Annotated in this window: 23 protein-coding genes and 1 other RNA gene; 16 read left to right on the forward strand and 8 right to left on the reverse strand. The window is 37.0% G+C overall.

Annotated features, from left to right (window positions below; translation table 11 throughout):
- The first annotated feature begins 73 nt into the window (after positions 1-73).
- Positions 74-1,507 carry a TlpA family protein disulfide reductase gene (locus tag SB49_RS05170; protein WP_235537838.1) on the forward strand — a complete coding sequence of 478 codons (1,434 nt, stop codon included), beginning with the start codon at positions 74-76 and terminating at the stop codon, positions 1,505-1,507.
- Between the two features lie 80 nt (positions 1,508-1,587).
- Here the strand turns inward: SB49_RS05170 and fsa are convergent, their stop codons facing one another.
- From fsa to ffs, 3 genes are all read right to left on the reverse strand, one after another.
- Entirely contained in the window at positions 1,588-2,241 is a 654-nt protein-coding gene (gene fsa, locus SB49_RS05175; RefSeq protein ID WP_062054500.1) for a fructose-6-phosphate aldolase, read from the reverse strand.
- 79 nt (positions 2,242-2,320) lie between these two features.
- Complete coding sequence (locus tag SB49_RS05180) at positions 2,321-3,130, reverse strand: SDR family oxidoreductase (RefSeq protein ID WP_062058889.1); 810 nt, start codon at positions 3,128-3,130, stop codon at positions 2,321-2,323.
- Between the two features lie 111 nt (positions 3,131-3,241).
- Positions 3,242-3,340: signal recognition particle sRNA small type (gene ffs / locus SB49_RS05185), an RNA gene on the reverse strand.
- Positions 3,341-3,585: 245 nt separating this feature from the next.
- On the opposite strand from ffs, the gene SB49_RS05190 reads away from it, so the two are divergent.
- The 8 genes from SB49_RS05190 (at position 3,586) to SB49_RS05220 (ending at position 11,450) form a co-directional block, all read left to right on the forward strand.
- Positions 3,586-4,629, forward strand: a complete 1,044-nt coding sequence (locus tag SB49_RS05190; RefSeq protein WP_062054502.1) for a glutaminyl-peptide cyclotransferase — start codon at positions 3,586-3,588, stop codon at positions 4,627-4,629.
- 4 nt (positions 4,630-4,633) lie between these two features.
- Positions 4,634-5,023, forward strand: coding sequence for an acyl-CoA thioesterase (locus SB49_RS05195; protein ID WP_062054504.1), 390 nt, complete (start codon positions 4,634-4,636; stop codon positions 5,021-5,023).
- Positions 5,024-5,041: 18 nt separating this feature from the next.
- On the forward strand, positions 5,042-6,589 hold the full coding sequence (locus SB49_RS05200) for a hypothetical protein (RefSeq protein ID WP_062054506.1): 1,548 nt from the start codon (positions 5,042-5,044) through the stop codon (positions 6,587-6,589).
- Between the two features lie 157 nt (positions 6,590-6,746).
- Positions 6,747-7,478: a LytR/AlgR family response regulator transcription factor gene (locus tag SB49_RS05205; protein WP_062054507.1), complete on the forward strand. Its 732-nt coding sequence runs from the start codon at positions 6,747-6,749 to the stop codon at positions 7,476-7,478.
- A 140-nt stretch (positions 7,479-7,618) separates the two neighbouring features.
- Positions 7,619-7,777: a hypothetical protein gene (locus SB49_RS16015; RefSeq protein ID WP_156036443.1), complete on the forward strand. Its 159-nt coding sequence runs from the start codon at positions 7,619-7,621 to the stop codon at positions 7,775-7,777.
- Positions 7,778-7,985: 208 nt separating this feature from the next.
- The gene (locus SB49_RS05210; protein WP_145758360.1) at positions 7,986-9,947 is read left to right on the forward strand and encodes a tetratricopeptide repeat-containing sensor histidine kinase; all 1,962 of its coding nucleotides are present in this window, start codon (positions 7,986-7,988) and stop codon (positions 9,945-9,947) included.
- 15 nt (positions 9,948-9,962) lie between these two features.
- Positions 9,963-10,631, forward strand: a complete 669-nt coding sequence (locus SB49_RS05215; RefSeq protein ID WP_062054509.1) for a response regulator transcription factor — start codon at positions 9,963-9,965, stop codon at positions 10,629-10,631.
- A gap of 153 nt (positions 10,632-10,784) precedes the next feature.
- A complete protein-coding gene (locus tag SB49_RS05220; RefSeq protein WP_062054510.1) occupies positions 10,785-11,450 on the forward strand; it encodes a hypothetical protein in 666 nt (221 codons plus the stop codon).
- Positions 11,451-11,505: 55 nt separating this feature from the next.
- Here SB49_RS05220 and glyA read toward each other — a convergent pair whose 3' ends face one another.
- Positions 11,506-12,780, reverse strand: coding sequence for a serine hydroxymethyltransferase (gene glyA / locus SB49_RS05225; RefSeq protein WP_062054511.1), 1,275 nt, complete (start codon positions 12,778-12,780; stop codon positions 11,506-11,508).
- Positions 12,781-12,892: 112 nt separating this feature from the next.
- On the opposite strand from glyA, the gene fahA reads away from it, so the two are divergent.
- Positions 12,893-14,182: a fumarylacetoacetase gene (fahA, locus tag SB49_RS05230; protein WP_062054512.1), complete on the forward strand. Its 1,290-nt coding sequence runs from the start codon at positions 12,893-12,895 to the stop codon at positions 14,180-14,182.
- 142 nt (positions 14,183-14,324) lie between these two features.
- Positions 14,325-15,512 (forward strand): hypothetical protein, encoded by a 1,188-nt coding sequence (locus tag SB49_RS05235; RefSeq protein WP_062054513.1) that lies wholly within the window; start codon positions 14,325-14,327, stop codon positions 15,510-15,512.
- 52 nt (positions 15,513-15,564) lie between these two features.
- Here SB49_RS05235 and ytxJ read toward each other — a convergent pair whose 3' ends face one another.
- On the reverse strand, positions 15,565-15,960 hold the full coding sequence (gene ytxJ, locus SB49_RS05240; RefSeq protein WP_062054514.1) for a bacillithiol system redox-active protein YtxJ: 396 nt from the start codon (positions 15,958-15,960) through the stop codon (positions 15,565-15,567).
- Between the two features lie 166 nt (positions 15,961-16,126).
- Here ytxJ and clpB point away from each other — a divergent pair, with 166 nt between their 5' ends.
- Positions 16,127-18,727, forward strand: a complete 2,601-nt coding sequence (gene clpB, locus SB49_RS05245) for an ATP-dependent chaperone ClpB (RefSeq protein ID WP_062054515.1) — start codon at positions 16,127-16,129, stop codon at positions 18,725-18,727.
- A 112-nt stretch (positions 18,728-18,839) separates the two neighbouring features.
- Complete coding sequence (locus SB49_RS05250) at positions 18,840-19,436, forward strand: TetR/AcrR family transcriptional regulator (protein WP_062054517.1); 597 nt, start codon at positions 18,840-18,842, stop codon at positions 19,434-19,436.
- Positions 19,437-19,438: 2 nt separating this feature from the next.
- On the opposite strand, the gene SB49_RS05255 is transcribed toward SB49_RS05250, so the two are convergent.
- Complete coding sequence (locus tag SB49_RS05255) at positions 19,439-20,842, reverse strand: PorP/SprF family type IX secretion system membrane protein (RefSeq protein WP_062054519.1); 1,404 nt, start codon at positions 20,840-20,842, stop codon at positions 19,439-19,441.
- A gap of 84 nt (positions 20,843-20,926) precedes the next feature.
- Between SB49_RS05255 and SB49_RS05260 the strand changes: the two genes are divergently transcribed.
- Positions 20,927-21,463, forward strand: a complete 537-nt coding sequence (locus SB49_RS05260) for a SixA phosphatase family protein (protein ID WP_335337892.1) — start codon at positions 20,927-20,929, stop codon at positions 21,461-21,463.
- Positions 21,464-21,465: 2 nt separating this feature from the next.
- Here the strand turns inward: SB49_RS05260 and SB49_RS05265 are convergent, their stop codons facing one another.
- A complete protein-coding gene (locus tag SB49_RS05265) occupies positions 21,466-22,206 on the reverse strand; it encodes a DUF6503 family protein (protein ID WP_062054521.1) in 741 nt (246 codons plus the stop codon).
- A 114-nt stretch (positions 22,207-22,320) separates the two neighbouring features.
- Between SB49_RS05265 and smpB the strand changes: the two genes are divergently transcribed.
- Positions 22,321-22,782 (forward strand): SsrA-binding protein SmpB, encoded by a 462-nt coding sequence (gene smpB / locus SB49_RS05270; RefSeq protein WP_062054523.1) that lies wholly within the window; start codon positions 22,321-22,323, stop codon positions 22,780-22,782.
- Between the two features lie 29 nt (positions 22,783-22,811).
- On the opposite strand, the gene SB49_RS05275 is transcribed toward smpB, so the two are convergent.
- Complete coding sequence (locus SB49_RS05275; protein ID WP_062054525.1) at positions 22,812-23,453, reverse strand: protein-L-isoaspartate(D-aspartate) O-methyltransferase; 642 nt, start codon at positions 23,451-23,453, stop codon at positions 22,812-22,814.
- Positions 23,454-23,692: 239 nt separating this feature from the next.
- Here SB49_RS05275 and SB49_RS05280 point away from each other — a divergent pair, with 239 nt between their 5' ends.
- Positions 23,693-24,661, forward strand: a complete 969-nt coding sequence (locus tag SB49_RS05280) for a Gfo/Idh/MocA family protein (protein WP_062054528.1) — start codon at positions 23,693-23,695, stop codon at positions 24,659-24,661.
- The last annotated feature ends 14 nt before the right edge of the window (positions 24,662-24,675 follow it).

A 24,675-nucleotide genomic window follows, 5' to 3' on the forward strand; every position in this document is an offset into this window, starting at 1 on the left:
AATCCAAGAACTTACCCTCCCATATGCCCTTTAAAAATAAGGGGTTGAATTTTTAACTTGCAATTAACAACATATGCCCAAGCTCTTTAGTAGATTTGAAGACACTAAGGTCATATTTGCCTATATGAGGAAAATTACTTTTTATCTATTTGCAGTTATTTTGGTTGGTTGTCAGGTTGACAAAAAAAGCGCTCAGTCGGCCTCTTTTTCTGGTGAGATCGTCAACCCAACTAATAATTACGTTGTTCTTTACAAGGATGAAGTCATTATTGATTCTGCCAAGCTGGATGAAAACAACAGGTTTTCTTTAAAATTGGATTCCATACAAGAAGGATTGTACCATTTTGACCACCATCCAGAGCTTCAATATGTTTATTTGGAAAAAGGAGACAGTTTAACCATTCGCCTCAACACCTCTGATTTTGACGAATCTTTGGTATTTTCCGGCACAGGGGAAGGAATAAACAATTTTCTTTTGGAAATGTTCCTTACTTACGAAGAAGAGGAGCCAACGATCAATAATTTTTATGAGTTGGAACCAGAAGCCTTCAGTAATAAAATAGACTCCCTGAGACAATCCAAATTTCAACTCTTAACGGAATTGGAGAACGATATAGCTTTATCTGAAAAGGCCATGGAAATAGCAAGAGCCAACATTGATTATACCTATTACGCCTACTACGAGAAATATCCCTTCAAACATAGAAGAAAATTAGGTGAAAAATCTATTCACGAGCTCAGTAATAATTTTTACAGGTATCGAAAGAATATTGATTACAACAATACCAACCTTACCTATTTTAGACCCTATTACAATTACATGATATACAATATAGGCAACATGTCCTATATGGATTGTGCTGAAGAATGCAAACATGGACAGGGAAAGACAAAAAGTCCACTTCATTATAATCTACATAAGTTAAAACTTATAGATAGCTTGGTTAAAGAGAACAGCTTAAGGGACAATTTATTCCGAAATGTGGCAATGGATTATTTATTGAAAGTCCATGACAACAAGGAAAATAATAATTTTTTCATTGAGGATTTCCACAAAAGATCTGGCAACAACAAACATATTGAGGAAATTGATGGGCTTTACAGAGGCATTCAGAATATTCAACCAGGTAATCAAATTCCCGATTTAGAACTTTGGAATACCGATGGAGAAAAGGTATCTCTCAGAGAATTGACCAACAGTAAAAATGTCGTATTGTATTTTTGGACAGGAACCCAAAAAAGGCAGTTTGAAAATATCAATAGAAAAATACAGGAACTTCAGGCCAAAAACAAGGATGTGAGGTATATAGGTGTCAACTATAAGACTGAGCAACCACAATGGATGGGCATAATTGAAAATTATAGGTTGGATAAAAATTTACAATTTAGGTCCGATAATTTTGAGCAGCTTACAAATGCCTTGATCATATATCCATTAAACAAGTGCATTACCATGAAAGATGGTGCCATTGTTGATGCATTTGATAATTTGTACTCCCTTAAATAACACGAACGAAAACATTTAATAAAAAAAGCCCTGTAGATGCAACTACAGGGCTTTTATTTATTTTAAAAAATAGGTAATCCCTAGTTTCCTTTCTTATAGTCTTCCAGGAATTTTGCAAGACCTATATCTGTTAGAGGATGCTTTAAAAGCCCTTCTATGGCAGACAAGGGTCCCGTCATGACATCTGCCCCAAGTTTTGCACAATCTATAACGTGCATGGTATGCCTTACAGAAGCGGCCAATATTTCTGTGTCAAAACCATAATTATCATAAATAAGCCTGATCTCTGAGATAAGATTTAAACCATCAGTTGAAATATCATCCAATCTACCTATAAAAGGTGATACATAAGAAGCTCCAGCTTTTGCAGCCAATAGTGCTTGTCCGGCAGAAAATACCAATGTACAATTTGTGCGTATCCCCTTATCTGAGAAATATTTGATAGCCTTAATACCATCTTTGATCATAGGTACCTTAACAACGATTTGTTCGTGCAATTCGGCCAATTCCTCTCCTTCAGTGATCATTTCATCATATGTAGTGGCAATAACTTCTGCAGAAACATCTCCCTCTACTATATTACAAATATCAACGTAGTGCTTTAAAATATTATTTCTCCCGGTGATACCCTCTTTGGCCATTAGAGATGGATTGGTTGTTACTCCATCCAAAACTCCGAGTTCCTGGGCTTCTTTTATTTGTTGAAGATTTGCTGTGTCTATAAAAAATTTCATTTTGCTGACTTGATTTTAAAGGTTAGTAATAATGGAGCAAGATATAAGAACATAGGCTCCTTTTCAAATTAATACAAAATTACAACTTATAATGGTTCAGTAGTAGTTTCTCGTACTGTTTGTCTGGTAATATTTTCTTTAAGAAGAGTGAAAATTTTTGCATAAAAGCCCCTACTTTATAATGTACCTTAGGATGTTTGGTCCGCATGATGTCATACACGGTCTCGGCAACACATATTGGATCTTGCCCCTCATCCACATGATCATTTATCATTTTTAGGGTGTTCCCATAAGGTTCTTTATATGGGGAATTGGTATCAATTGGGGCATGGTATCTTCCTGAAGCAATGTTGGTCGCGAAATCACCTGGAGCTAAGTTGGTGATTTGTACACCAAAGTCCTTGGTTTCCATTCGCATGGCTTCTGTAACCAATTCAAGAGCCCCTTTTGTAGCGGAATATATACCTCTGTAGGGTAGGCCCATATAACCCGCAATAGAGGTAATATTTATTATTAAACCGGCATGTTGTTGCCTCATTTGTGGCAACACAGCTTTCATCATATGTATTGGACCATGAAAATTGGTGTTGAAGGCTTTCTGTATTTCCTCATGTGGAGTTTCTTCAATGGGTCCTGTAATACCAATGCCAGCATTGTTGATCAACACATCCAACCTTCCCTCCTTTTCAAGAAGGTCATCAATAGCTTTTTTAATGGATGTTGGGTCATTAACATCCAACTCCAACAAACTAAAAAAATTAAAATCGGGATATTTATTTACACTCCTGGTGGTACCGTATACTTTGTAGCCTTTGGATGTTAACAATATTCCAATGGATTTTCCTATCCCAGAAGAACCTCCTGTGATCAAAACAACCTTATTTTCCATAACCCTCAAAAATTGATTACAAAATAACGAATAAAAAAAGAGATAAAAGGGTTTGTATGTATTTGTAAGGGAAAGGAGTTGTACCGAAATAAGGAAAGTTTTGGGTACAAAAAAAGGCAAGCTACCTACATCGCACTGCTACAACCGCATACCCTTGCTGCGTTCCCACCCTGGGGGATTCTGCAGGAGCTAGTCGTGTAGGACTTGCCAGGTGCAAAGATACAAACTTTTAATTTTTTCGCAATCATTTTACAATCTTAATTTAATTAAATACCTTGCCTTTGCATCCTGCCATTTTCTTTGGTTTTATAGTTAATTGGCATAGAGAATGTTGGGATAGAAAAGTAGGTTGACACGGCCTATTAAATTTACCAATGTAAAAAAATAACGTATTAAAAAAATGTAGTAATAATGCCTTACTAATTTGTCAAAGGCTACTACTTAAAATCAGCAAAATGAAGAGGTTCAAATATATAGCTTTAGGATTATTCTCCGTATTATTTGTTTCTTGTGGAGGAGGCAATTCTACAACATCAAAGCTTTTCAAAATACAATTGGAAGATAATAAGTCAGAGTTCCAGCAAAATCAGACCGTCAGTATTGACCTGAGAAATCCCAAACAAAAAACAATCAATTCAGTTTCATACAGCATAGATGGGGTGGAATTGGTTCCCAATGATGGTAAAATCACCTTGAATATACCTACCCTTGGCAATAAGTCGCTTGTGGCCAAGGTAACCTATGATGATGGCACTGTAGATGTTACAAAAAATATAAAAGTTCTTGCCTCAAAATCCCCGGAAATCTATACATATGAAGTTCTAAATGAATATCCACATGATATCAAAGCGTATACCCAAGGATTGGAATTCCACAATGACACCCTCTATGAAAGCACAGGAAGAAATGGACAATCTTCTTTGCGAAAGGTTGATTATAAGTCGGGAAAGATTCTAAAACAAATAGACCTTGACAAAACGTTTTTTGGAGAAGGAATCACGATCCTAAATGACAAGATCTATCAATTGACGTGGCAAAGTGGCATGGGATTTATTTATAGCCTTGATGATTTTGAAAAAATAGACACCTTCACCTACGACCAAAGCAGGGAAGGCTGGGGGCTCTGTAATGATGGAAAGAATTTGCTAAAAAGCGATGGAACCGAAAAAATTTGGAATTTAAATCCAGAGACCTTGAAGGAAGAAGGCTATATAGAAACAGTGACCAATAGATCTATTTTCAATAAAACCAATGAATTGGAGTATGTTGACGGGAAGATTTATGCCAACGTATATCTAAAGGAGAGCATGATGATCATTGATGCACAAAGTGGCGCAATAGAAGGCGTTGTGAATTTTGGTGGATTAAAGGAAAAAGTAAAACAGCATGCTGATCTGGATGTATTGAACGGCGTTGCCTACCATCCGGGGAGAAAGACCTTTTTTGTAACTGGTAAAAACTGGGATAAACTGTTTGAGGTAAATATCTTAAAAAAGTAGCATCATGACCCCTTTTGAAAAAGATATACGCGTACAAGAGGAAGATTTGGATGATTTAAATCATGTGAACAACGTTCGTTATGTACAATGGATCCAAGATATCTCCAAGGAGCACTGGCAAAAAAAGGCCCCTGAAAGCTTAAAAGAAGACGTTATTTGGGTGGTCCTGAATCACAACATCGCTTATAAAAGTGCTGCCAAATTAAATGATCAAATAAAAATTAGAACGTACATAGCAAAAACTAAAGGGGCTATTTCAACCAGAATAGTGGAAATGTATGATGCTGTCACCAAACTACCCGTTGTACATGCAAAAACGGAGTGGTGCATGCTTAATGCTACTACCTATAAACCTATGAGGGTATCTGAAGAAATACAGAATATATTTACCTAAATCAACAAGAAAAAAGCAATGTTGAAAACTCTTGGAATTCGTCTTGTTGTCTTATTGGTTCTTTTGCCTATTCTTTGGAGTTCTTGTAGAAAAGATTTTGAATATTCCCCAAGTGCGGGAAACTTGGAGTTTTCAAAAGACACCGTTTATTTGGATACCATATTTTCTAAAATTTCAAGTAGTACATATAGTTTAAAGGTCTATAACAGAAGTAAAAAAGATCTTTTAGTTCCCCGTATAGAACTGAAGGGTGGAATTGGTAGTAGTTATAGATTAAATGTGGATGGTGTAGCGGGCAGTACTTTTTTTGATATTCCCATACTGGCCAAAGACAGTATCTATATTTTTATTGAAAATACGCTGGACATTACAGAAACCGCGCAAAAGGAGTACTTAAGTACAGATGCCATAGTTTTTGATTCCGGGGCCAATTTACAACAGGTAGAATTGGTGACTCTAATTAGAGATGCAGTCTTTCTATTTCCAGGGAAGTTTAAAAATGGCCCCGGAGCATCGTTTTCATTGCCTGCAGAGAATGGAACCAGCTCCCAAATTGAAGGGTTTGTTCTCCCAGAGGGACAATTGGATTTCACCAACCAGAAGCCATATGTAATTTATGGATATGCCACTGTCGGCCCGGATAAAACCTTGCTCATGGACGCAGGCACCAGAGTGTATTTCCATAAGAATTCTGGGCTAATCATTGGGAAGGATGCAGCTTTGAAAATTAACGGCGCATTGAGTGAAGATGATACTTTCTTGGAGAATGAGGTGATATTGGAAGGAGACAGATTGGAACGAACATTTGCCGATGTTCCTGGACAATGGGGCAGCATATGGCTTACCTCTGAAAGTAGGGCTGTTGAAATAAACTACCTGACCATCCGAAATGCAACCACAGGATTGTTGGTTGAAGGTAATGATTCTGCCAACACCCCTACCCTAACCATAAAGAATACAAAGATTTACAATAGCTCCCATTCCAATTTATGGGCTAGAACAGGAACCATCAACGGAGAAAATTTAGTTTTGGGAAATGCCGGAAACTCATCCTTAAAATGCGAAATTGGCGGCTCTTACACGTTTACCCATTGTACGATAGGCAATTATTTCAGTAGCGGATTTAGATTGGGCCCAGCACTTCAAATATCCAACTATCAGATACTGAATACGGGAGAAATCAGCATAAAAAATTTGAAAAAAGCCACTTTTGAAAACTGTATTATTACAGGAAGTACAACCAATGAGTTGTCTTTAATGTCTGAAACAAGTTCCATGTTCACCATCTATTTTAATCACTCCCTGATTACCTCAAATCCCAATACCATAGATCAAGGAAATCCCAATTATAATTTTAACAATGACACCATTTATCGGAATATAATTTTAAATCAAAATTCAGATTTTAAAGACACATCCAAAAATGAATTTAATATAGGATTTAACTCCGCAGGCATAGGAAAGGGAGCTATTAACAAGGCATTGATGGTACCTCTAGATATTTTGGGATTTGACAGAACTAACGCGCCCGATCTGGGTGCTTATCAATTTATTGAAGAAAATTAATACAGTTCCCTACACGTCATACGTCTAAAAAGTAAGTTATTTCTTTCGGAGATACTTCATATACAATATATTAGACAGGAAAACCATAGATATTCTATGGTTAAAATACCATCAGTCCTCGGCTACAAATCTTACTTTGTACCCAAATATATTGTCTATGGAGTACACATATATTATTATAGATTCCGAGGCTACCTCCAATCTCCAATTACAACATCATCTGGAAGAGTACGGAGAATTTAGCTGTACTGCCCTTGCACAAAATAGTGCCGAAGGGTTGAACTCCATTTTAAAATTCAATCCCAATATCGTTTTTATCAATTTAAATGACAAAGCTTCGGAATACTTTCACATGGTGTTGGAATTGCATCAATATGTAAAGGAGCTACCTATTTTAATAGGAATCTCCAGAGGCAAACAACATGCTTACGAAGCTATAAAGAATAACTTTTTTGATTATTGGCTTATGCCCTACAGTGAATTCGATATTAGAAAATCACTCTTGAAATTAAAAAAGCTAATGCCCCAGGAACAGGTCTCCCAAACCATCTGTTTAAAATCGTACAAGGATTACAGATATGTGGACACCGATGAAATCCTATATTTAAAAGCAGATAATAACGCCACGGATTTTATTTTGAAAGATGGGAGTGTTATCAGTGCATTTAAAACCCTGAAGACTTTTGAAGAAACACTTCCTAAAAACTTTATTAGGATTCACCAAAGTTATATCCTAAATACCAAGTACGTTTCCAGAATCAACTACGGCAAATCTATCTGCTCTTTAAAGCAGAACAACCATCAATTGCCATTTTCGAAATCGTACAAGGAAAATATTGATGAACTAAAAAAATTCCTTTCCAAGAGCACTATCCGTACCCTAAATTAACAAATACTCTCAAAATCAGTTCGTACACCCTCAAAACTAGGCATTTCACTAAAGTGCTGAGCTTCTGCTTTCCAAAACTCCCTCCTCTCTATAAATTAGCGGTAAACAAATTAATAATCAACCCCTAAAACTACTATAAGATGAAAAAAGTATTCGGAATTTTAGCAATAGCAGCATTATCAACAGGTTTATTTTCTTGTGAAAAAGATACAAACATGGAAGAAACACAGGCCTTATATGAAACTTTAGACATCAATGCGACTGATGGGTGTGTAGTTAAGACTGATAAAAGGGATTAAAAATATATCACTTCAAGGAAAAAGCTTTAAACCACATAGTTTAAAGCTTTTTTTTTATCTTGTATTTTTGTAATTATAATAAAAAACCCGTATCAAAAATATAATTAAAAAAGTCTGCTGTTTATCGGTCATATTGATTTTAGCCGCTTGTTATCAAGATAATCAAAAGAGTTCGAATCCAAAAAACACATCACAAAAAGATAGTGTTATGATATTGGTTGAACTCAGTAAAAATGACGGATTAGCAAATGACAATAGACTAAAATTGTTGGGTAGGGCATTTAACAACGCCCTAAAAATTAATAACGATTCCTTAAAATCCAAATACTACTCACAAATTTCATTGGGTTCAATGAATTTAGGGGATTCATTATTTTTCAGAAAAACGAATGGACTAGCTTTACAATCATCCATACGGGCAGGAGATTCTGTTACTTTGGCTGAATCCCATTGGGATTTAGGCACTTTTTTTAGAGACAATACCGTTGAAGACAGTGCATACTTTCATTTTGCATCAGCTCAAAAAATTTATTCTTCAATTGGAAATGAATTCCTCTCTGGTCGAATGTTGTACAACATGGCAGCGGTTCAAGGGGATGTCAGAGATTACACAGGGAGCGAGATCAATACCTTCAAGGCTATTGAACTTCTAAAACCATTGGACAAATTTGAACAATTATACCAGTGCTATAACAATCTAGGGGCAGTATACAGTTCTTTGGGGGAACATACCAAAGCCTTAGAATATTTTAAATTAGCCTTAAATTATTTATCCAAGTTTAAAGATGGAAATGCTGAATTTATAGCATTAAATAATATTGGGGACACCTATTTGAATCAAAAAGATTATGTTTCTGCTATCGTCTATTTTCAACGAGTTATAAGCGCTGAAAATCTAAAAGAATTAGATCCCAATACCTACAGCAAGGCCCTAAGTAATTATGCGAGAACCAGACTTCATTTAAAAGACACTGTAGGTATTAAAAATGCCTTTTCAGAATCACTGGAGCTTCAGGACAGTATCAATGATATTGTGGGTTTGTCCCTCACCAATTACTATCTGGCTGAATATGCCTTAAGTAAAAAAGATACCTCTGGTGCCATTGCATATGCAAAGAAATCCAAAGCATTGGCAAAAAGAAGCAGTAACAACAAAAGGCTATTGGAAAGTCTTGAATTGATCAGTAAACTGGACACAAAAAATGCTCCACAATACGTACAACAATATATAAGTCTAAATGACAGCCTACAAAAAGAAGAACGGCAAATCAGGAATAAGTTTGCGAGAATAGAATTTGAAACAGACCAGTTCATAGAACAAAACCAACTCCTTGCCAGACAAAAACAACTATGGCTAGGAGTGGCAATAGGGCTCTTTTTTCTGGCCATTGCCATTGTAAGCATCATTTCTTTGCGCATTAAAAACCAAAAATTGAAATTTGACCAACAACAACAGAAAAGTAACTTGGAAATCTTCAACCTAATGCTATCCCAAAAAGAGAAGTTTTTAGAAGGGAAACACGAGGAACAGAAAAGGGTATCCGAAGAACTACACGATGGTATTCTGGGTCAAATGTTAGGGATTCGACTAGTATTGAGCGGATTGAACAACAAGAATGGGGAAACCAGCGCAAAGCAAAGAGCGGAGTACCTTAAAAAACTGCAGGATGTTGAAGAGGAAGTCAGGACCATTTCTCACGAACTGAACCACGCTGCTTATCAAAAAATTCATAACTTTATTTATTCGGTTCAAGATCTTTTAAAATCTATTGAAAGTAGCTCTAAGGTTCATTGCAATTTTGAGTTTACCACTCACTTGGAATGGGATCGCCTGGACAGTGAGGTTAAAATTAATATCTATAGAATACTCCAGGAAGCGTTACAGAACTGCACCAAACATGCATTTGCAACGAATATTAATATTATCTTGGGCTGTAACGAAAAAGATATATTGGTGAGGGTCGAAGATGATGGTGTTGGTTATCAGGCCAAAAATGAGAAAAAGGGGATTGGTTTAAAAAATATAACCTCCCGAGTGAAGAAAATGAATGGTACTGTGGCTATAAAAAGTAAAATTGGTAAAGGCACGTCGCTCTTGGTCAAAATACCATTTGCTGATAAAATCTTGCCCAATGATCCCATTCATAAATCAATAAACAATGAACTATAGAACGTTAAAGGGATAATGAAAACACTACGGATTTTAGCGGTGGATGATCATGAAATGACCATGATTGGATATAAATTTATTTTGGAAGAAATTCAGTTTGAAGATTTCAAAATTCATGTGGATACAGCTAAAACCTATGAACTTGGCAAACAAAAGATAATAGATTCTTCAAAATCTTTTGCTTATGATATTATCATGCTCGATATTCAATTGGGTCCGGCTAATGAAACCCAGGCGCATACTGGAGAAGATTTAGGTATTCTTGCCAGAAAAGTAGTTCCAAAATCGAAAATCGTTTTCTTATCCTCTTTTAGTGATAATTATCGCATTAATAGCATTATGAAATCTGTAAACCCTGAGGGATATCTGGTAAAAACCGAAATTGACGAAAATGCCCTTAATGATATGGTACACACGGTCATGAAAGAACCTCCATTTTACACAAAAAAAGCGTTGATAGCGATCAGGACCAAAATGGCCAATGACATACCCTTAGACGACAACGACAAAAAAATATTATACCATCTATCCATAGGCACAAAAACTAAGGATATGATAGATCATATTTCTTTATCCCTTCCTGGTATTGAAAATAGAAAGCGTCAATTAAAAGCTATTTTTGGCGTTGAAAAACAAAATGACCAAGCGCTGATAACAGAAGCCAGGAATAGAGGGTTTATTTAAAATATCAGAAAATTCCCGCAGAACCAGATCATTTTATCGACAAACTGCTTCATTTGACACAAAAACCATAATTTTTCTAAGGTTTTTATATAGCATCCACACTTTTTTAAAATTTAACTTCGTGAATATGCTTAACCAAATCCCAAGATTATTATGCCGCTGTACATTGAAAGTTTTAAAAACTATCTAAAACCTGAAATTGATTCCAATTATGGAATCAATGGAATGGATATCTTTGAAAAAAGTTTGGCAAAATATTTTTACTCTGATGTTGCTGTTACCATCTATAGCTCTAACTATGAGGAAGCCTGTTTAAATATAGAATTTCAAAATAACTTAACCTTAAGTGAGGTTTTGTACTTCTTAAATACACATAAATGGGAAAAAGATAATTGCGTCTTAACCAATGTCAATCCATTTTTAAAAGCATTACAAGCCTTACAAGATCTGAACACTTCTAGTATAGACATTGAAGAAATTTCTATTTTATTGAAGGACACCTCTATTATTATCAAAAAAATATATTCCCAAAGTATTACTTCACAACTTGAAAATATTTTAAAGGAAATTACAGATCACCATTTTATATTGACAAAAAATTCAAAAGAAGTTCCTTTTGAGATGTTTATTCCTGTATTTGAAGAAGGGCCATTGGAAGGTAATGGTAACCTTGAAAACATCAGATCAGGCAATAATAGTTCTATAAACGACTATTTCGGATATTGGGGATTATACTATGATTCTGAAACCGATGCAGTGATATATGATTTAGAAAGTAAATCAATGGTCTATGGCGATCTATTTATGCTAAATCATTAAAGGTCTGAATGAACACCAATAGGTAGGGCTATTGGTGTTCAAAGGACCATATGTTCTATGCGTTAAACAACGCCTTTCCTCTCATTAATTCATTGACCTGATCACGAACTCCTTCAATTAGGTCTTCGTTATCTTTATTGGTCAATACGGTATCAATGAATTCTACGATGGTGGCCATATCGGCCTCTTTCAACCCTCTAGTAGTGATTGCAGCTGTTCCGAAACGTATTCCAGAAGTTATAAAAGGGGATTTATCATCAAAAGGAACCATATTTTTATTTGCTGTGATGTCTGCTTTTACCAAAACATTTTCAGCTTCCTTCCCTGTGATATCCTTATTACGTAGGTCAATCAACATCATATGATTGTCTGTACCTCCAGAAATAATTTTATAGTCCTTGGCCATAAAGGCTGCAGCCATAGCGGCGGCATTCTTTTTCACCTGCAACATGTAATGCAAAAATTCATCTGTTAATGCCTCTCCGAAGGCAATTGCCTTAGCTGCAATAATGTGCTCTAAAGGTCCACCCTGATTTCCCGGGAAAACTGCTAAATCTAAAAGAGCAGACATTTTCCTAAGGCTGCCATTTTTCAATTTTATTCCAAATGGGTTATCAAAATCCTCACCCATCAAGATTAGCCCTCCTCTTGGTCCTCTCAAGGTTTTGTGTGTGGTTGTGGTCACAATATGGCAATGTGGAAGGGGATCACTCAATATTCCTTTAGCAATAAGACCTGAAGGGTGAGAAATATCTCCCAACAAGAGAGCTCCTACACTATCTGCAATTTCCCTGAAACGTTTAAAATCCATGTCTCTAGAGTAGGCAGACGCCCCTGCAATAATCATCTTTGGTTGTTCCTTGGTGGCGATCTCTTGGATCTTATCGTAATTTAATACCCCAGTCTCCTCATCTACACCATAAAAAACAGGTGAATACAAGCGACCTGAAAAGTTTACTGGAGAACCATGTGTCAAATGCCCCCCATGAGAAAGATCAAATCCCAATATTTTATCCCCGGGCTGTAAACAGGCGTGGTATACAGAGGCATTGGCCTGAGAACCGGAATGGGGCTGTACATTGGCATAGGCAGCTCCAAAAAGCTCTTTTGCCCTATCTATGGCAATCTGCTCTACTTCATCAACTATTTCACAACCTCCGTAATATCTTTTCCCAGGATATCCTTCTGCGTATTTGTTGGTCAACACAGAACCAGCGGCTTCCATGACCTGTGGACTGGTGAAATTTTCAGAGGCTATTAACTCAATGCCTTCCAATTGACGTTCCTTCTCCGCCTCTATTAATTCAAAAATTTGATTATCTCTCTGCATAATAAAAATATTCTTCTAAATAAGCCGTAAAAATACGAATTGCCCGCCTTAAATTGGAAGAAAATAATATATTTGATAAGAATTTTATCAAATACAAATTAACAATTATATCATGCCCATAAAAAGTAACGACCCTGCAAAAAAAAGTTGGATACCTGTAAGTGACAATTCTGATTTTCCCATTCAGAATATCCCTTTTGGGGTTTTCTTAACGCGGGATGATATTATCACTATAGGGACCAGAATTGGCGACCACGCTATAGATCTAGGTGCGCTGCACCAATTAGGATACTTCAAGGATATTCCATTGACTGATGATATTTTCTTGCAAGACACCTTAAATGATTTTATCTCAGATGGGAAAAAGACCTGGAGATTGGTGAGAAATAGGATTAGTGAAATATTCGACGCCGCTAACCCGGAACTTAAGAACAATGAAGATCATAAAAAGATAGTCCTATTTACGATGGACGAAATAGAAATGCAGCTTCCTGTTCAGATTGGAGACTATACTGATTTTTATTCCAGTAAGGAACACGCCACAAATGTTGGAAAAATGTTCAGGGATCCTGAAAATGCACTGCTTCCTAACTGGTTGCATATTCCCGTGGGATACCATGGAAGAAGCTCCTCTATTGTACCTTCTGGGACACCTATCCACAGGCCAATGGGACAAACATTGCCCGCAGGATCAGATGAGCCTATATACGGCCCTTCCAAGTTAGTCGATTTTGAATTGGAAATGGCTTTTATCACCACAGACGCCAATGTTCTTGGGGAGACCATCCCCGTGAACGAAGCAGAGAACTATATTTTCGGGATGGTCCTATTTAACGATTGGAGCGCTAGGGACATTCAAAAATGGGAATATGTACCCTTAGGCCCATTTTTGGCTAAAAACTTTGCCTCCTCTATTTCACCATGGATCGTTACCATGGACGCTTTGGAGCCGTTTAGAGTGGAAAGCCCTAAACAAGAACCCCAACCACTACCCTATCTTCAACAGACTGGAAAAAAAGGTTTCGACATCAATTTGGAGGTAGACATCACCCCAGACAATGGAGATCCTACTACGGTCACAAAGTCAAATTTTAAGTATATGTATTGGACTATGTCCCAACAATTGGCGCATCATACTGTTAACGGCTGTAAGGTAAACAGTGGTGACATGATGGGTAGCGGTACCATTTCCGGACCAACCCCTGATTCATACGGCTCCATGCTGGAACTGACCTGGAGAGGAGAAAAACCATTGAAACTAAAAGATGGGTCCGAACGTAAGTTTATCCAAGATCATGATACCGTGACCATTCGTGGATTTTGTGAGAAAAGTGGAGTTCGAATAGGCTTTGGAGAAGTATCTTCCAAATTGCTTCCGGTATATCAATCGAAAAAAAAATAAAATAATAGCAACCTTTCTCAAGCCCTTTAAATAGGGCTTTTTTTTTGTTAGTATACGATATCGCCACAAGCAGCGTTTAGTAATCATATAGTTTTTTGGCACGGCTATTGAATTATATGTCACAATCGTAAAACAAACCATTATGAAAAAACTACTACTACTTAGCTGCCTAGTACTGCTGTTTATAGCATGCGGTGGCGTAAAAAAAACTCAGGAAGCCCTTAATGTGGGGAACTACGGGAACGCCATAAATAGTTCTTTAAGCAATCTTGCTGATAATAAAGATAAAAAAGGAAATCAGCCCTACATTTTAATGTTGGAGCAGGCTTATAAGAAAAATACAGAAAGGGAATTACAAGAGATTGCCTTCTTACAAAAAGAAAACAATCCTGCTAATTTGGAAAGAATTTATGATTCCTACACACAGTTGAAAAATATACAGCAAAGGATAAGACCTATCTTGCCGCTATATATCAGAGATGAGAATAGGAATGCCAAATTCAGCTTTAATAATTACGATGAAAGAATAATCAGAGTAAAACAAGAATTGTCCGATTATCTATATAACAATGCCAGTGATTTACTGAGCAATGCCTCCAGTAAGGCAGATTATAGAAAAGCATACGATGATTTTGCATATCTGAATGAACTAAGCCCAGGATATGCCGATTGTAAACTGAAGCAAGAGGAAGCCTATGCCAAAGGTCGGGATTTTGTTAAGGTGCGTATGATCAATGATTCTGATCAAATTATTCCATCGAGATTGGAGGAAGACCTTTTAAATTTCAACACCTATGGAGTAAACAATCTTTGGACAGAATACCACGCTCAGCCTAGAAAGAATATCGACTATGATTATGAAATGCAAGTTGCTTTCAGAAGTATCGTAATATCCCCTGAGCAGGTAAGCGAAAAACAAATCAGTAAAGAAAGACAGATCAAAGACGGATATCGTTATGCGGAAGATGCCAACGGTAATATCCTAAAAGATAGTCTGGGCAATGAGATAAAAATAGACAACTTTAAAACTGTTCGATGCGATTTTCATCAATTCACCCAATTTAAAGCTGCCCAAGTGGTAGGAAACGTGAGTTTTAAAGATTTAAGGACAAAACAAACTATCAACACCTATCCTTTGGCCAGCGAGTTTATCTTTGAGCATATTTATGCTAATTATCAAGGAGACAAAAGAGCCTTGGAAACGGATTTATTAAATCTAATTACAGTGGTTTCCGTACCCTTCCCGTCCAATGAACAAATGGTTTATGATGCTGGGGAAGATGTAAAAGGAAAACTTAAAAATATCCTACAAAACCAAAGATTCAATTGATTTGAATAGAGAACAATATAAAAAATAGCCCTTTTTAAGGGCTATTTTTGTTTTATAGATATTTCTCCAAAGAAATTTCATTGATGGCCCCATGGGAATCGTGGGCTACCACTGTACCATTTTTTATCACCAGTAATTGGGGCGATTGATGCATTACCTGAAATTTTTCCGCCACTCCGTTAGACACCTCTCTATTGGCAAGCAGATCTAGATAATACAGGTCTATCTGATCTTCAGGATAATTGTATGAATTTTTGAACATGTTCATGACCATTCTGCTTATGCCACATGTGGTAGAATGTTTAAAAATCACCTGTACCCTATTGGCAGATTTTGATTCAATCTCATCCAATTGGGATAAAGAATCCAAATTAACCCAAGGTAAATCGGTTTCCACCTTTTTATCATTAGAATTCTTATTCCCAAAAATATTATTTAATAATCCCATTTCGTAATTTTAATGATAAGTCGGAGGTGTTTTCAAAACTTACACCTGACTAATTGTCGTATTTTTTCTAAAGTTTACCGTCATTTTGTCCGCACCTCAAATTTGGTTAGATTATTGACTTTAACTAATTCAAAAGTAAACAATATCATCAAAAGACATAAAAGATATGAACTTAAATAATTTCACTACAAAGTCACAGGAAGCCATACAGCAAGCGCAGCAGCTCGCTCAAGGTTTTGGACACCAACAAATAGAAAATGAGCATATTTTTAAAGCCATTGCTGTTGTTGATGAAAATGTATTGCCTTTTATCCTTAAGAAACTAAATGTTAACATAGGATTGGTCAACCAGATCTTGGATAAAGAATTAGAAAGTTTTCCCAAAGTGTCTGGCGGAGACTTAATGCTTTCCCGGGAAGCTGGCAAAACAATAACAGAAGCGTCTGTTATTGCCAAAAAAATGGAGGACGAATATGTTTCCATTGAGCATTTACTGTTGGCTATTTTTAAATCGAAAAGCAAGATTGCACAAATCTTAAAAGATCAGGGTGGAACAGAAAAACATCTGGTCGCGGCAATTGAAGAATTGCGAAAAGGCGGTAAAGTAACTTCACAAAGTGCTGAAGAAACATATAATGCACTCAATAAATACGCGAAAAACCTCAATGAAATGGCAGATAGTGGGAAATTAGATCCTGTTATTGGTCGCGATGAGGAAATTAGACGTATCCTACAAATTTTATCTAGAAGAACAAAAAACAACCCTATGCTAGTAGGGGAACCAGGGGTAGGTAAAACTGCTATTGCCGAAGGATTGGCTCATAGAATAGTTCAAGGGGATGTTCCCGAAAATTTAAAGGATAAAACGATATACTCTTTAGATATGGGTGCGTTGATTGCCGGGGCCAAATACAAAGGGGAATTTGAGGAACGCTTAAAAGCGGTCATCAAGGAAGTCACTTCCTCCGATGGCAACATCGTATTATTTATTGATGAAATCCATACCCTGGTAGGGGCTGGAGGTGGTCAGGGCGCCATGGATGCAGCCAACATATTGAAACCTGCCTTGGCAAGGGGCGAATTACGCGCCATTGGTGCCACCACGTTGGATGAGTATCAAAAATATTTTGAAAAGGACAAGGCCCTGGAGAGAAGATTTCAAAAAATTATAGTAGACGAACCTGATACCGAAAGCGCAATTTCCATTTTAAGAGGTATCAAGGACAAATATGAAGCCCATCATAAGGTGCGCATTAAGGATGAAGCGGTCATTGCCGCAGTTGAATTGTCCCAACGGTATATCACCAATAGATTTTTACCGGACAAGGCCATTGATCTTATGGATGAGGCGGCCTCCAAACTTCGTATGGAAATAAATTCCAAACCTGAAGATTTGGATGTCATGGATCGAAAAATTATGCAGCTCGAAATTGAAATGGAGGCCATCAAAAGGGAAGCAGATCACGCTAAATTGAAATCTCTCAATATTGATCTGGCAAACCTAAAAGAAGACAGAAACGAGCTGTTTGCCAAATGGGAAAGTGAAAAAGCGGTTGTTGACAATATTCAAAAAACAAAACAGGATATTGAAGACTTTAAATTGGAAGCTGAACGTGCAGAGCGAAATGGGGATTACGGCACGGTTGCCGAGTTACGCTATGGAAAAATAAAAGAGGCCAACGAAAAGCTGGAAACCCTCCAAAAAGAATTGGAAGAACAGCAAATTGCAGGCACATTGATCAAGGAAGAGGTAACCAGTGAGGATATTGCAGAGGTTGTTGCCAAATGGACAGGGATCCCTGTTGCCAAAATGCTTCAAAGTGAACGTGAGAAACTCTTAAAATTGGAAGATGTACTTCACAAAAGAGTCGTAGGACAAGATGAAGCCATACAGGCCGTATCGGATGCCATCAGGAGAAGCAGGGCCGGTTTACAGGATTCCAAAAAACCAATTGGTTCCTTTCTGTTCCTAGGAACTACTGGAGTTGGTAAAACAGAACTCGCAAAAACATTGGCTTCCTACCTCTTTGATGATGAAAATGCCATGACGAGAATTGATATGAGTGAATATCAAGAGCGACATGCCGTGAGTAGATTGGTAGGCGCGCCTCCAGGATATGTTGGATACGATGAAGGCGGTCAGTTGACGGAAGCTGTAAGACGCAGACCGTATTCAGTGGTGTTACTGGATGAGATTGAAAAAGCACATCCAGATACTTTTAATATCCTATTACAGGTATTGGATGAAGGAAGGTTAACCGACAACAAAGGACGTGTGGCAGATTTCAAGAATACCATCATTATCATGACCAGTAATATGGGCAGTCATATTATTCAAGAAAAATTTGAGGATAATAAAGATATCTATAGCGCGACTGAAGCAGCGAGAGTTGAAGTACTGGGACTGTTACGTAAAACAATACGTCCCGAATTCTTAAATAGAATAGATGATATCATTATGTTCACTCCTTTAAATATGGAGAATATTACCGAAATAGTAGGTCTGCAAATAGACGGTCTCAAGAAAATGTTAGCCAAGCAGAACATTACAATTGATGCTACCGAAGAGGCCATTTCATTTCTAGCTAACCGGGGATACGATCCTCAGTACGGAGCTAGACCTATAAAGAGGACCATACAAAAAGAAGTCCTTAATAAGCTATCCAAAGAGCTACTTAGTGGTAGTATAAAAGCCGATAGTATTATTCTTATTGATGCTTTTGATGATGAACTGGTATTTAGAAACCAAAATGAATTGGTAAAATAAAAGGTGTTATTTTTAAAAATGAGGGCATTCACTAGTGGATGCCCTCATTTTATTAAAAAACAAATACCATACAGTATATATATTTTTTATCTTCGTATAAAATTGCCTGAGAATGTCGACCAAAGCTGAAAGAACCACCGCCTACATCATTGAAACAGTTGCCCCAATTTTTAACAAATATGGGTATGTAGGTACCAGTATGAGCCACCTAACAGATGCAACTGGACTAACCAAGGGTGCGCTTTATGGTAATTTCGAAAACAAAGAAGCATTGGCCCTTTCTGCGTTTGAATACAACAGCAAAAGATTATTGGAAGCAATTGATGAAGCACTAAATAGTGAGGGCGATTCTCTTCAAAAACTATTTAAACTAACCGACCTGTATCGCCATTATAGCGAATTTACGTATGACTTAGGAGGATGTCCCGTTTTAAACGTAGGAGTAGATGCTCAGGAAAACAATCATTTACTAGCAGCGGCAGTAAAAGAAACCGTAAAAACCATTGAAGGAAAAATAGCTTTGGTGATAGAAAAAGGGGTCAAGGACAATGAGATCAGTATTCCGGTAACGCCTCTACAATTTGCCAAGCAATTATATACCATGATCCAAGGTGCTGTGGCCATGGCCACAATTACGAGGGACAAAAAGTACCTATTGAATACCATTGCCTACTTGGACCAATTGATCAGTAAGGAAATTAAAAAATAAACTTAGTTTCCAATAACCCTAAAAATCCAGGTTTCATCGGTATACCTTCCGTAAAACTTACTATCTCTGGCCTTTTCAGCCGCTTCCAGACTATTATAACTCTCAAGATAAACATAGTTGAATTTATTGAAGGATCTGTAAAATGATTTTGGTTCCAAGCCTTTTTTGCGCAATGACTCCATAAAATTATCCAAGTATTTTTTGGTGCCGAATACATTGGCTATCAAATAATATCCGGGCTGTAATCCTTCCAGATTTTCAACCTCCTCATATTTACCTTTTGTCACACTCTCAGGCTTAGAAGGTTGCTCCGTTTTTAAGGCAACCTCGTTTTTGATCTCCGCTGTTTTTATTTTTGTCATTTTTTCTTGAGGGATGGCAGCTTGTTTTTTACTTTCTATGACTTTTTCTTTATTTTTCATCATTTCCTTTCCTTCCCTCGTCTCTTCATTTTCATTATTTAAGCCCTTCGTAATTTCAATTTCCTGTGGTAAAATTTCAGTCTCTTTCTTATTCCCAAATCTGATGGCCGTAACCAATTCAAATGTTGCGTCCTTATCCTTGACGCCTTGGTCCAATCCAAATTCCATTAAAATTCCAATTGAAAGGGATTTTAGAAATATTCCTCCCACCCCCGCAGAAACTCCATAAAAACTATTGTACCCTCCTTGTGCCCAAAACCTTTGGCTTGTCAGCAAGGCGTTGAACCCTAATTGGGTCTCCATTTCGGGAATACTTTTGAGGTAGAGCATAGGACGTAAAGAAGTCCCCCCTGTTCCACCAAAAAGTGGTACTGGAAAATCATATGCCATAGCTCCAAGGAATACTTTTTTTGTATTCTCGTTGGCGTTGTTATTGGAGCTGATTTGAACAATATTTTCCGATGTAAAGGAGAGGCTAAAGGCATCTAACATTAATCTAATCCCCGGTGCAAACTGCATTATAAATTCGTTGGAATCCGCATTTAAAATATTTATTCCTCCCGATGATGCAAATCTATCATCTGCTATTTCCCTCTGGTAGCCCAGCACATTAATACCTAATGCCAGTTTTGCATTTTCACTTATTTCAAATGCATAAGCATAATTCAAAATTCCCCCTGTCTGCAAATAAACCCCAGTATTGTGCTGAAGAAATCCGCCTCCTATTACAGAATTTTCGTTTAGGCTGGTCGTATAATTTATAAATGTGGTTGTAGGATCCGCATCCACAGTTTGCCATTGCCACCTGGTCCACAGAGCTATCGATTGTGGCCTATTTTGATCCAATGCAAAAGTGGGATTCAATAAACTAGCATTAAACGTCGTTAGGTTATGTTGTCTGAAATCGCCGGGCAATTCTACCTCCTGGGCATTAACCCCAAGGACAACAATAAAGTATAAAAGAATTAAACGAAGTTTTCCCATAATCAAAAAAACAAGATTCTAAGTGTCAGGCATACTAAATTACACTAAATTTAGTTAGATTTAAGACAATAGTAAATAATACGCATGATCGATATGAAAATAGAAAAGCTTTTAGTTTTAGTGCTTTGTTTTGCCTTCTTAACAAGTTGCAAGGAGGAAAAGGTTTTAGAACAACCCATGGAATCCGTGGTCACCACCTTTTATTTAATCAGGCATGCGGAAAAAGATAGAAGCAATCCAGAGAATACGGATCCGGAACTAAACCAAGATGGATTGGGAAGGGCCATACGTTGGGCTGAAGTATTTGATTTGGTTCCCTTGGATGCGGTGTATTCAACGGATTACGAAAGGACCACTATGACTGCAGCACCAACAACTGTAAAAAAAGAACTTACCTTACAGTACTATGATCCAAAAGATATTGATATGGCTCAGTTCATGTCTGAAAACTTGGGAAACAATGTTTTAATTGTTGGCCACAGTAATACTACTCCAGAATTTGTAAACAAGCTGATTGGAACACAAAAATATGACGATATTGATGATTATGACAATAGCAACTTATTCATTGTCCAGATTGTAAATGGAAAAGCCACTGATATAAGACTTAAGATTAATTGATCCTATCTCACCACGGAGATGTTCTTCAATACAATCTTTGATAAAAGTTCCAAATCTCCCGACTCGTATTTTGTGTCAATATTATTTATTGTAGTTCCATCATCTTTTGGTTGGTAGTTTTCGTAATCCACAAACCGTATACCTTCTATATATCGTTCATTATAGGCCACCCTAAAGCGAACTCCGCCTTCATTGACATGAAAATCATACGCCAAATAATCGGGCTTAAAGGTTTCTTTATTGATCCAGTACAAGTAGGTGTCCTCAAAATCCTCTCCTCCTCCATTTTGATCAAATGTTACTTTTATTTTATAATAGTCTATTCCTTTTAAGGTTACCTCATCCAATAATGATTTATTTACAGCAGGATCATTTAATCCATAAGGTAGTTTTACAAAATAATGCACAGAGTTTACGGCATTGTCATATTTTTTGGCAACAGTATCATGGAGTACTTCTAAGGTGCCATCTATATACCGCTCAAATTTTGCCTTTGACTTTACATCCTCTATCTTTTTTCCTTCCAGATCAAAAACCCGCTTTAAGACCCCGTTATTACCAACCCCCTCAGAGATATAATGTTTGTCCCTGAAATCAAAGGATATTTTGCTCTTGGCAAATAACTCTCCTCCGCTTACTACTATAGCTTTGTCTACAATTTGTTGTGCTGTTAGACTTTCCTTTTTCTTCTCTTTACAGGACAATAGAGAGCAAAATACCAATAGAACATATAATTTTTTCATAGCTGTAAATTTAAGGAAAATTGTCAGATTCAATTTTCATGTCAAAGGTTCACAAAATAATTCTAAATGCTATAAATGGTTTATTCTTTTATTGTTGTTACTTTTGTAGGTGATATGCAGAAAAACATCAATATAAAGAATAAGAAGGCCAAATTTGAATATGAAATTTTGGATACTTATGTTGCGGGTATTGTCCTTTCAGGTACCGAGATAAAATCTATCCGTCTTGGTAGGGCCTCCATATCCGAAAGTTTCTGTGAATTTAACGATCTTTCAGAATTATTTGTAATCAATATGCAGGTGGATGAATATTCCCATGGCAGTCATTACAACCATAAACCTAAGGCAGAACGGAAACTTTTACTACAGAGAAGGGAGCTTAAAAAGCTGGAAAAAGAGGTCAATACCTCTGGACTAACTATTGTACCCTTGAATCTTTTTGTCAATGACAACGGATTGGCTAAAGTGAAGATAGCCCTGGCCAAGGGGAAAAAATTATACGACAAAAGGGAATCTATTAAAGAAAGGGATACCAAGAGAAATTTGGACAGGATCAAAAAAAGTTTCAACAACTAGAATTTATAATTATTACCAGTCCAATTTTCTTAATTTTTATCTTCTAATAAAGGTACGAACCTAAACGACCCATATTCCATTTTTTCAAATTCCAATTCCGATTTTCTAATATATAGGGTCATTATCTGATCGTTATTGCCCACTGGGATGACCAATCTGCCTCCTATTTTCAATTGCGCCATCAATGGTTTGGGAACATATGGAGCCCCTGCTGTAACCACGATGCCATCAAACGGTGCTTCTTCTGGCAAGCCCTTATACCCGTCGCCAAATATCATCTTCTTAGGTCGGTAACCCATTTTCTTGAAAAAGATGTTCGTTTTTTTAAAAAGTTCCAATTGCCGCTCTATGGTATAGACTCTAGTTTTTAAATGTAACAAGGTGGCCGTTTGGTAGCCGCTCCCCGTACCTATTTCCAAAATTTTGTAATTTGGTTCTGTTTCTAGCAGCGCTGTTTGAAAGGCAACGGTATACGGCTGGGATATGGTTTGTTCCGCCCCTATTGGAAAAGCTTTGTCCTGATAGGCATGGGCTTCAAAACTACTATCTAAAAATAAATGTCGGGGTATGGTACGTATGGCCTCCAATACTTTATGGTCCACAATGCCTTTATCAGCTAAAATTTCGGCCAATTTATTACGCATTCCACGATGCTTCAGGGTGTCTTTCAAAAGTTTGGTTTTTGGATTACAAAGTTAAAAAAAAGGACGCTATTCGCATTGAAGGATTTAAAAAGTTATCCAATTGATTTAAAGATCAAACAGAAATTATTTATTTCAGAAATACGATTCAACCATTTGACCAAATACACCTCATTTCTTATAATTTGAGTTGCGAATTCCTTAAAACTACGCATCAATTTTCATGGAAGAATCGTTTCATATCCTTATTTTTGACAAAAACGAAATTTATGCTCAAGGTTGGAGTCCTGGGAGCAGGACATTTAGGTAAAATTCATTTGCGCCTTTTGAATGAATCCCAGAAATATAATCTGGTTGGCTTTTATGATCCGGATGCCATCAATGGGGAAAAGGTGGCCAACGAATTTGGATACACCTATTTTGACAATATCAATAAACTAATTGACGCAGTGGATGTGGTAGACATAGTCACTCCTACCCTTTCCCATTTTGATTGTGCAAAAAAAGCCATGAAAAAGGGAAGGCATGTATTTATAGAAAAGCCCATTACCAATACCTACGAGGAAGCAGAAGAATTATTGGCATTGGAAAAAAAGCATGGTATAAAAGGACAGGTGGGACATGTAGAACGCTTTAATCCTGCGTTTTCGGCGGTAAAGGATAAGATACAAAACCCAATGTTTATAGAAACCCATAGACTCGCAGAATTCAACCCGAGGGGAACCGATGTTCCTGTGGTGCTAGATCTTATGATCCATGATATAGATGCCATCCTCAGCGTTGTAAATTCCGAGGTAAAGCAAATTAATGCCAGTGGGGTTTCAGTGATAAGCAACTCTCCTGATATTGCCAATGCCAGGATAGAATTTGAAAATGGGTGCGTGGCCAATCTAACCGCCAGTAGAATCTCACTAAAAAATATGCGTAAATCGAGATTCTTTCAGCGAGACGCCTACATATCTGTAGACTTTCTCGAGAAAAAAGTAGAGGTGGTAAAAATGAAGGATGCTCCGGAAACCCCAGGAGATTTTGATATGGTGCTGCAGAATGCAGAAGGTGAAAAGAAACAGATTTATTTTGAAAATCCAACCATATCGGCTAACAATGCCATTTTAGATGAGTTGGAAACCTTTGCAGATGCCATTAACAACAATACAACTCCCATAGTCTCTCTATACCAAGGAACACAAGCATTAAAGGTAGCCCTACAAGTAATAGCTTCTTTTGAAAAGAAATAATATATGAATTAGGT

Source organism: Sediminicola sp. YIK13 (assembly GCF_001430825.1).
GTDB lineage: Bacteria > Bacteroidota > Bacteroidia > Flavobacteriales > Flavobacteriaceae > Sediminicola.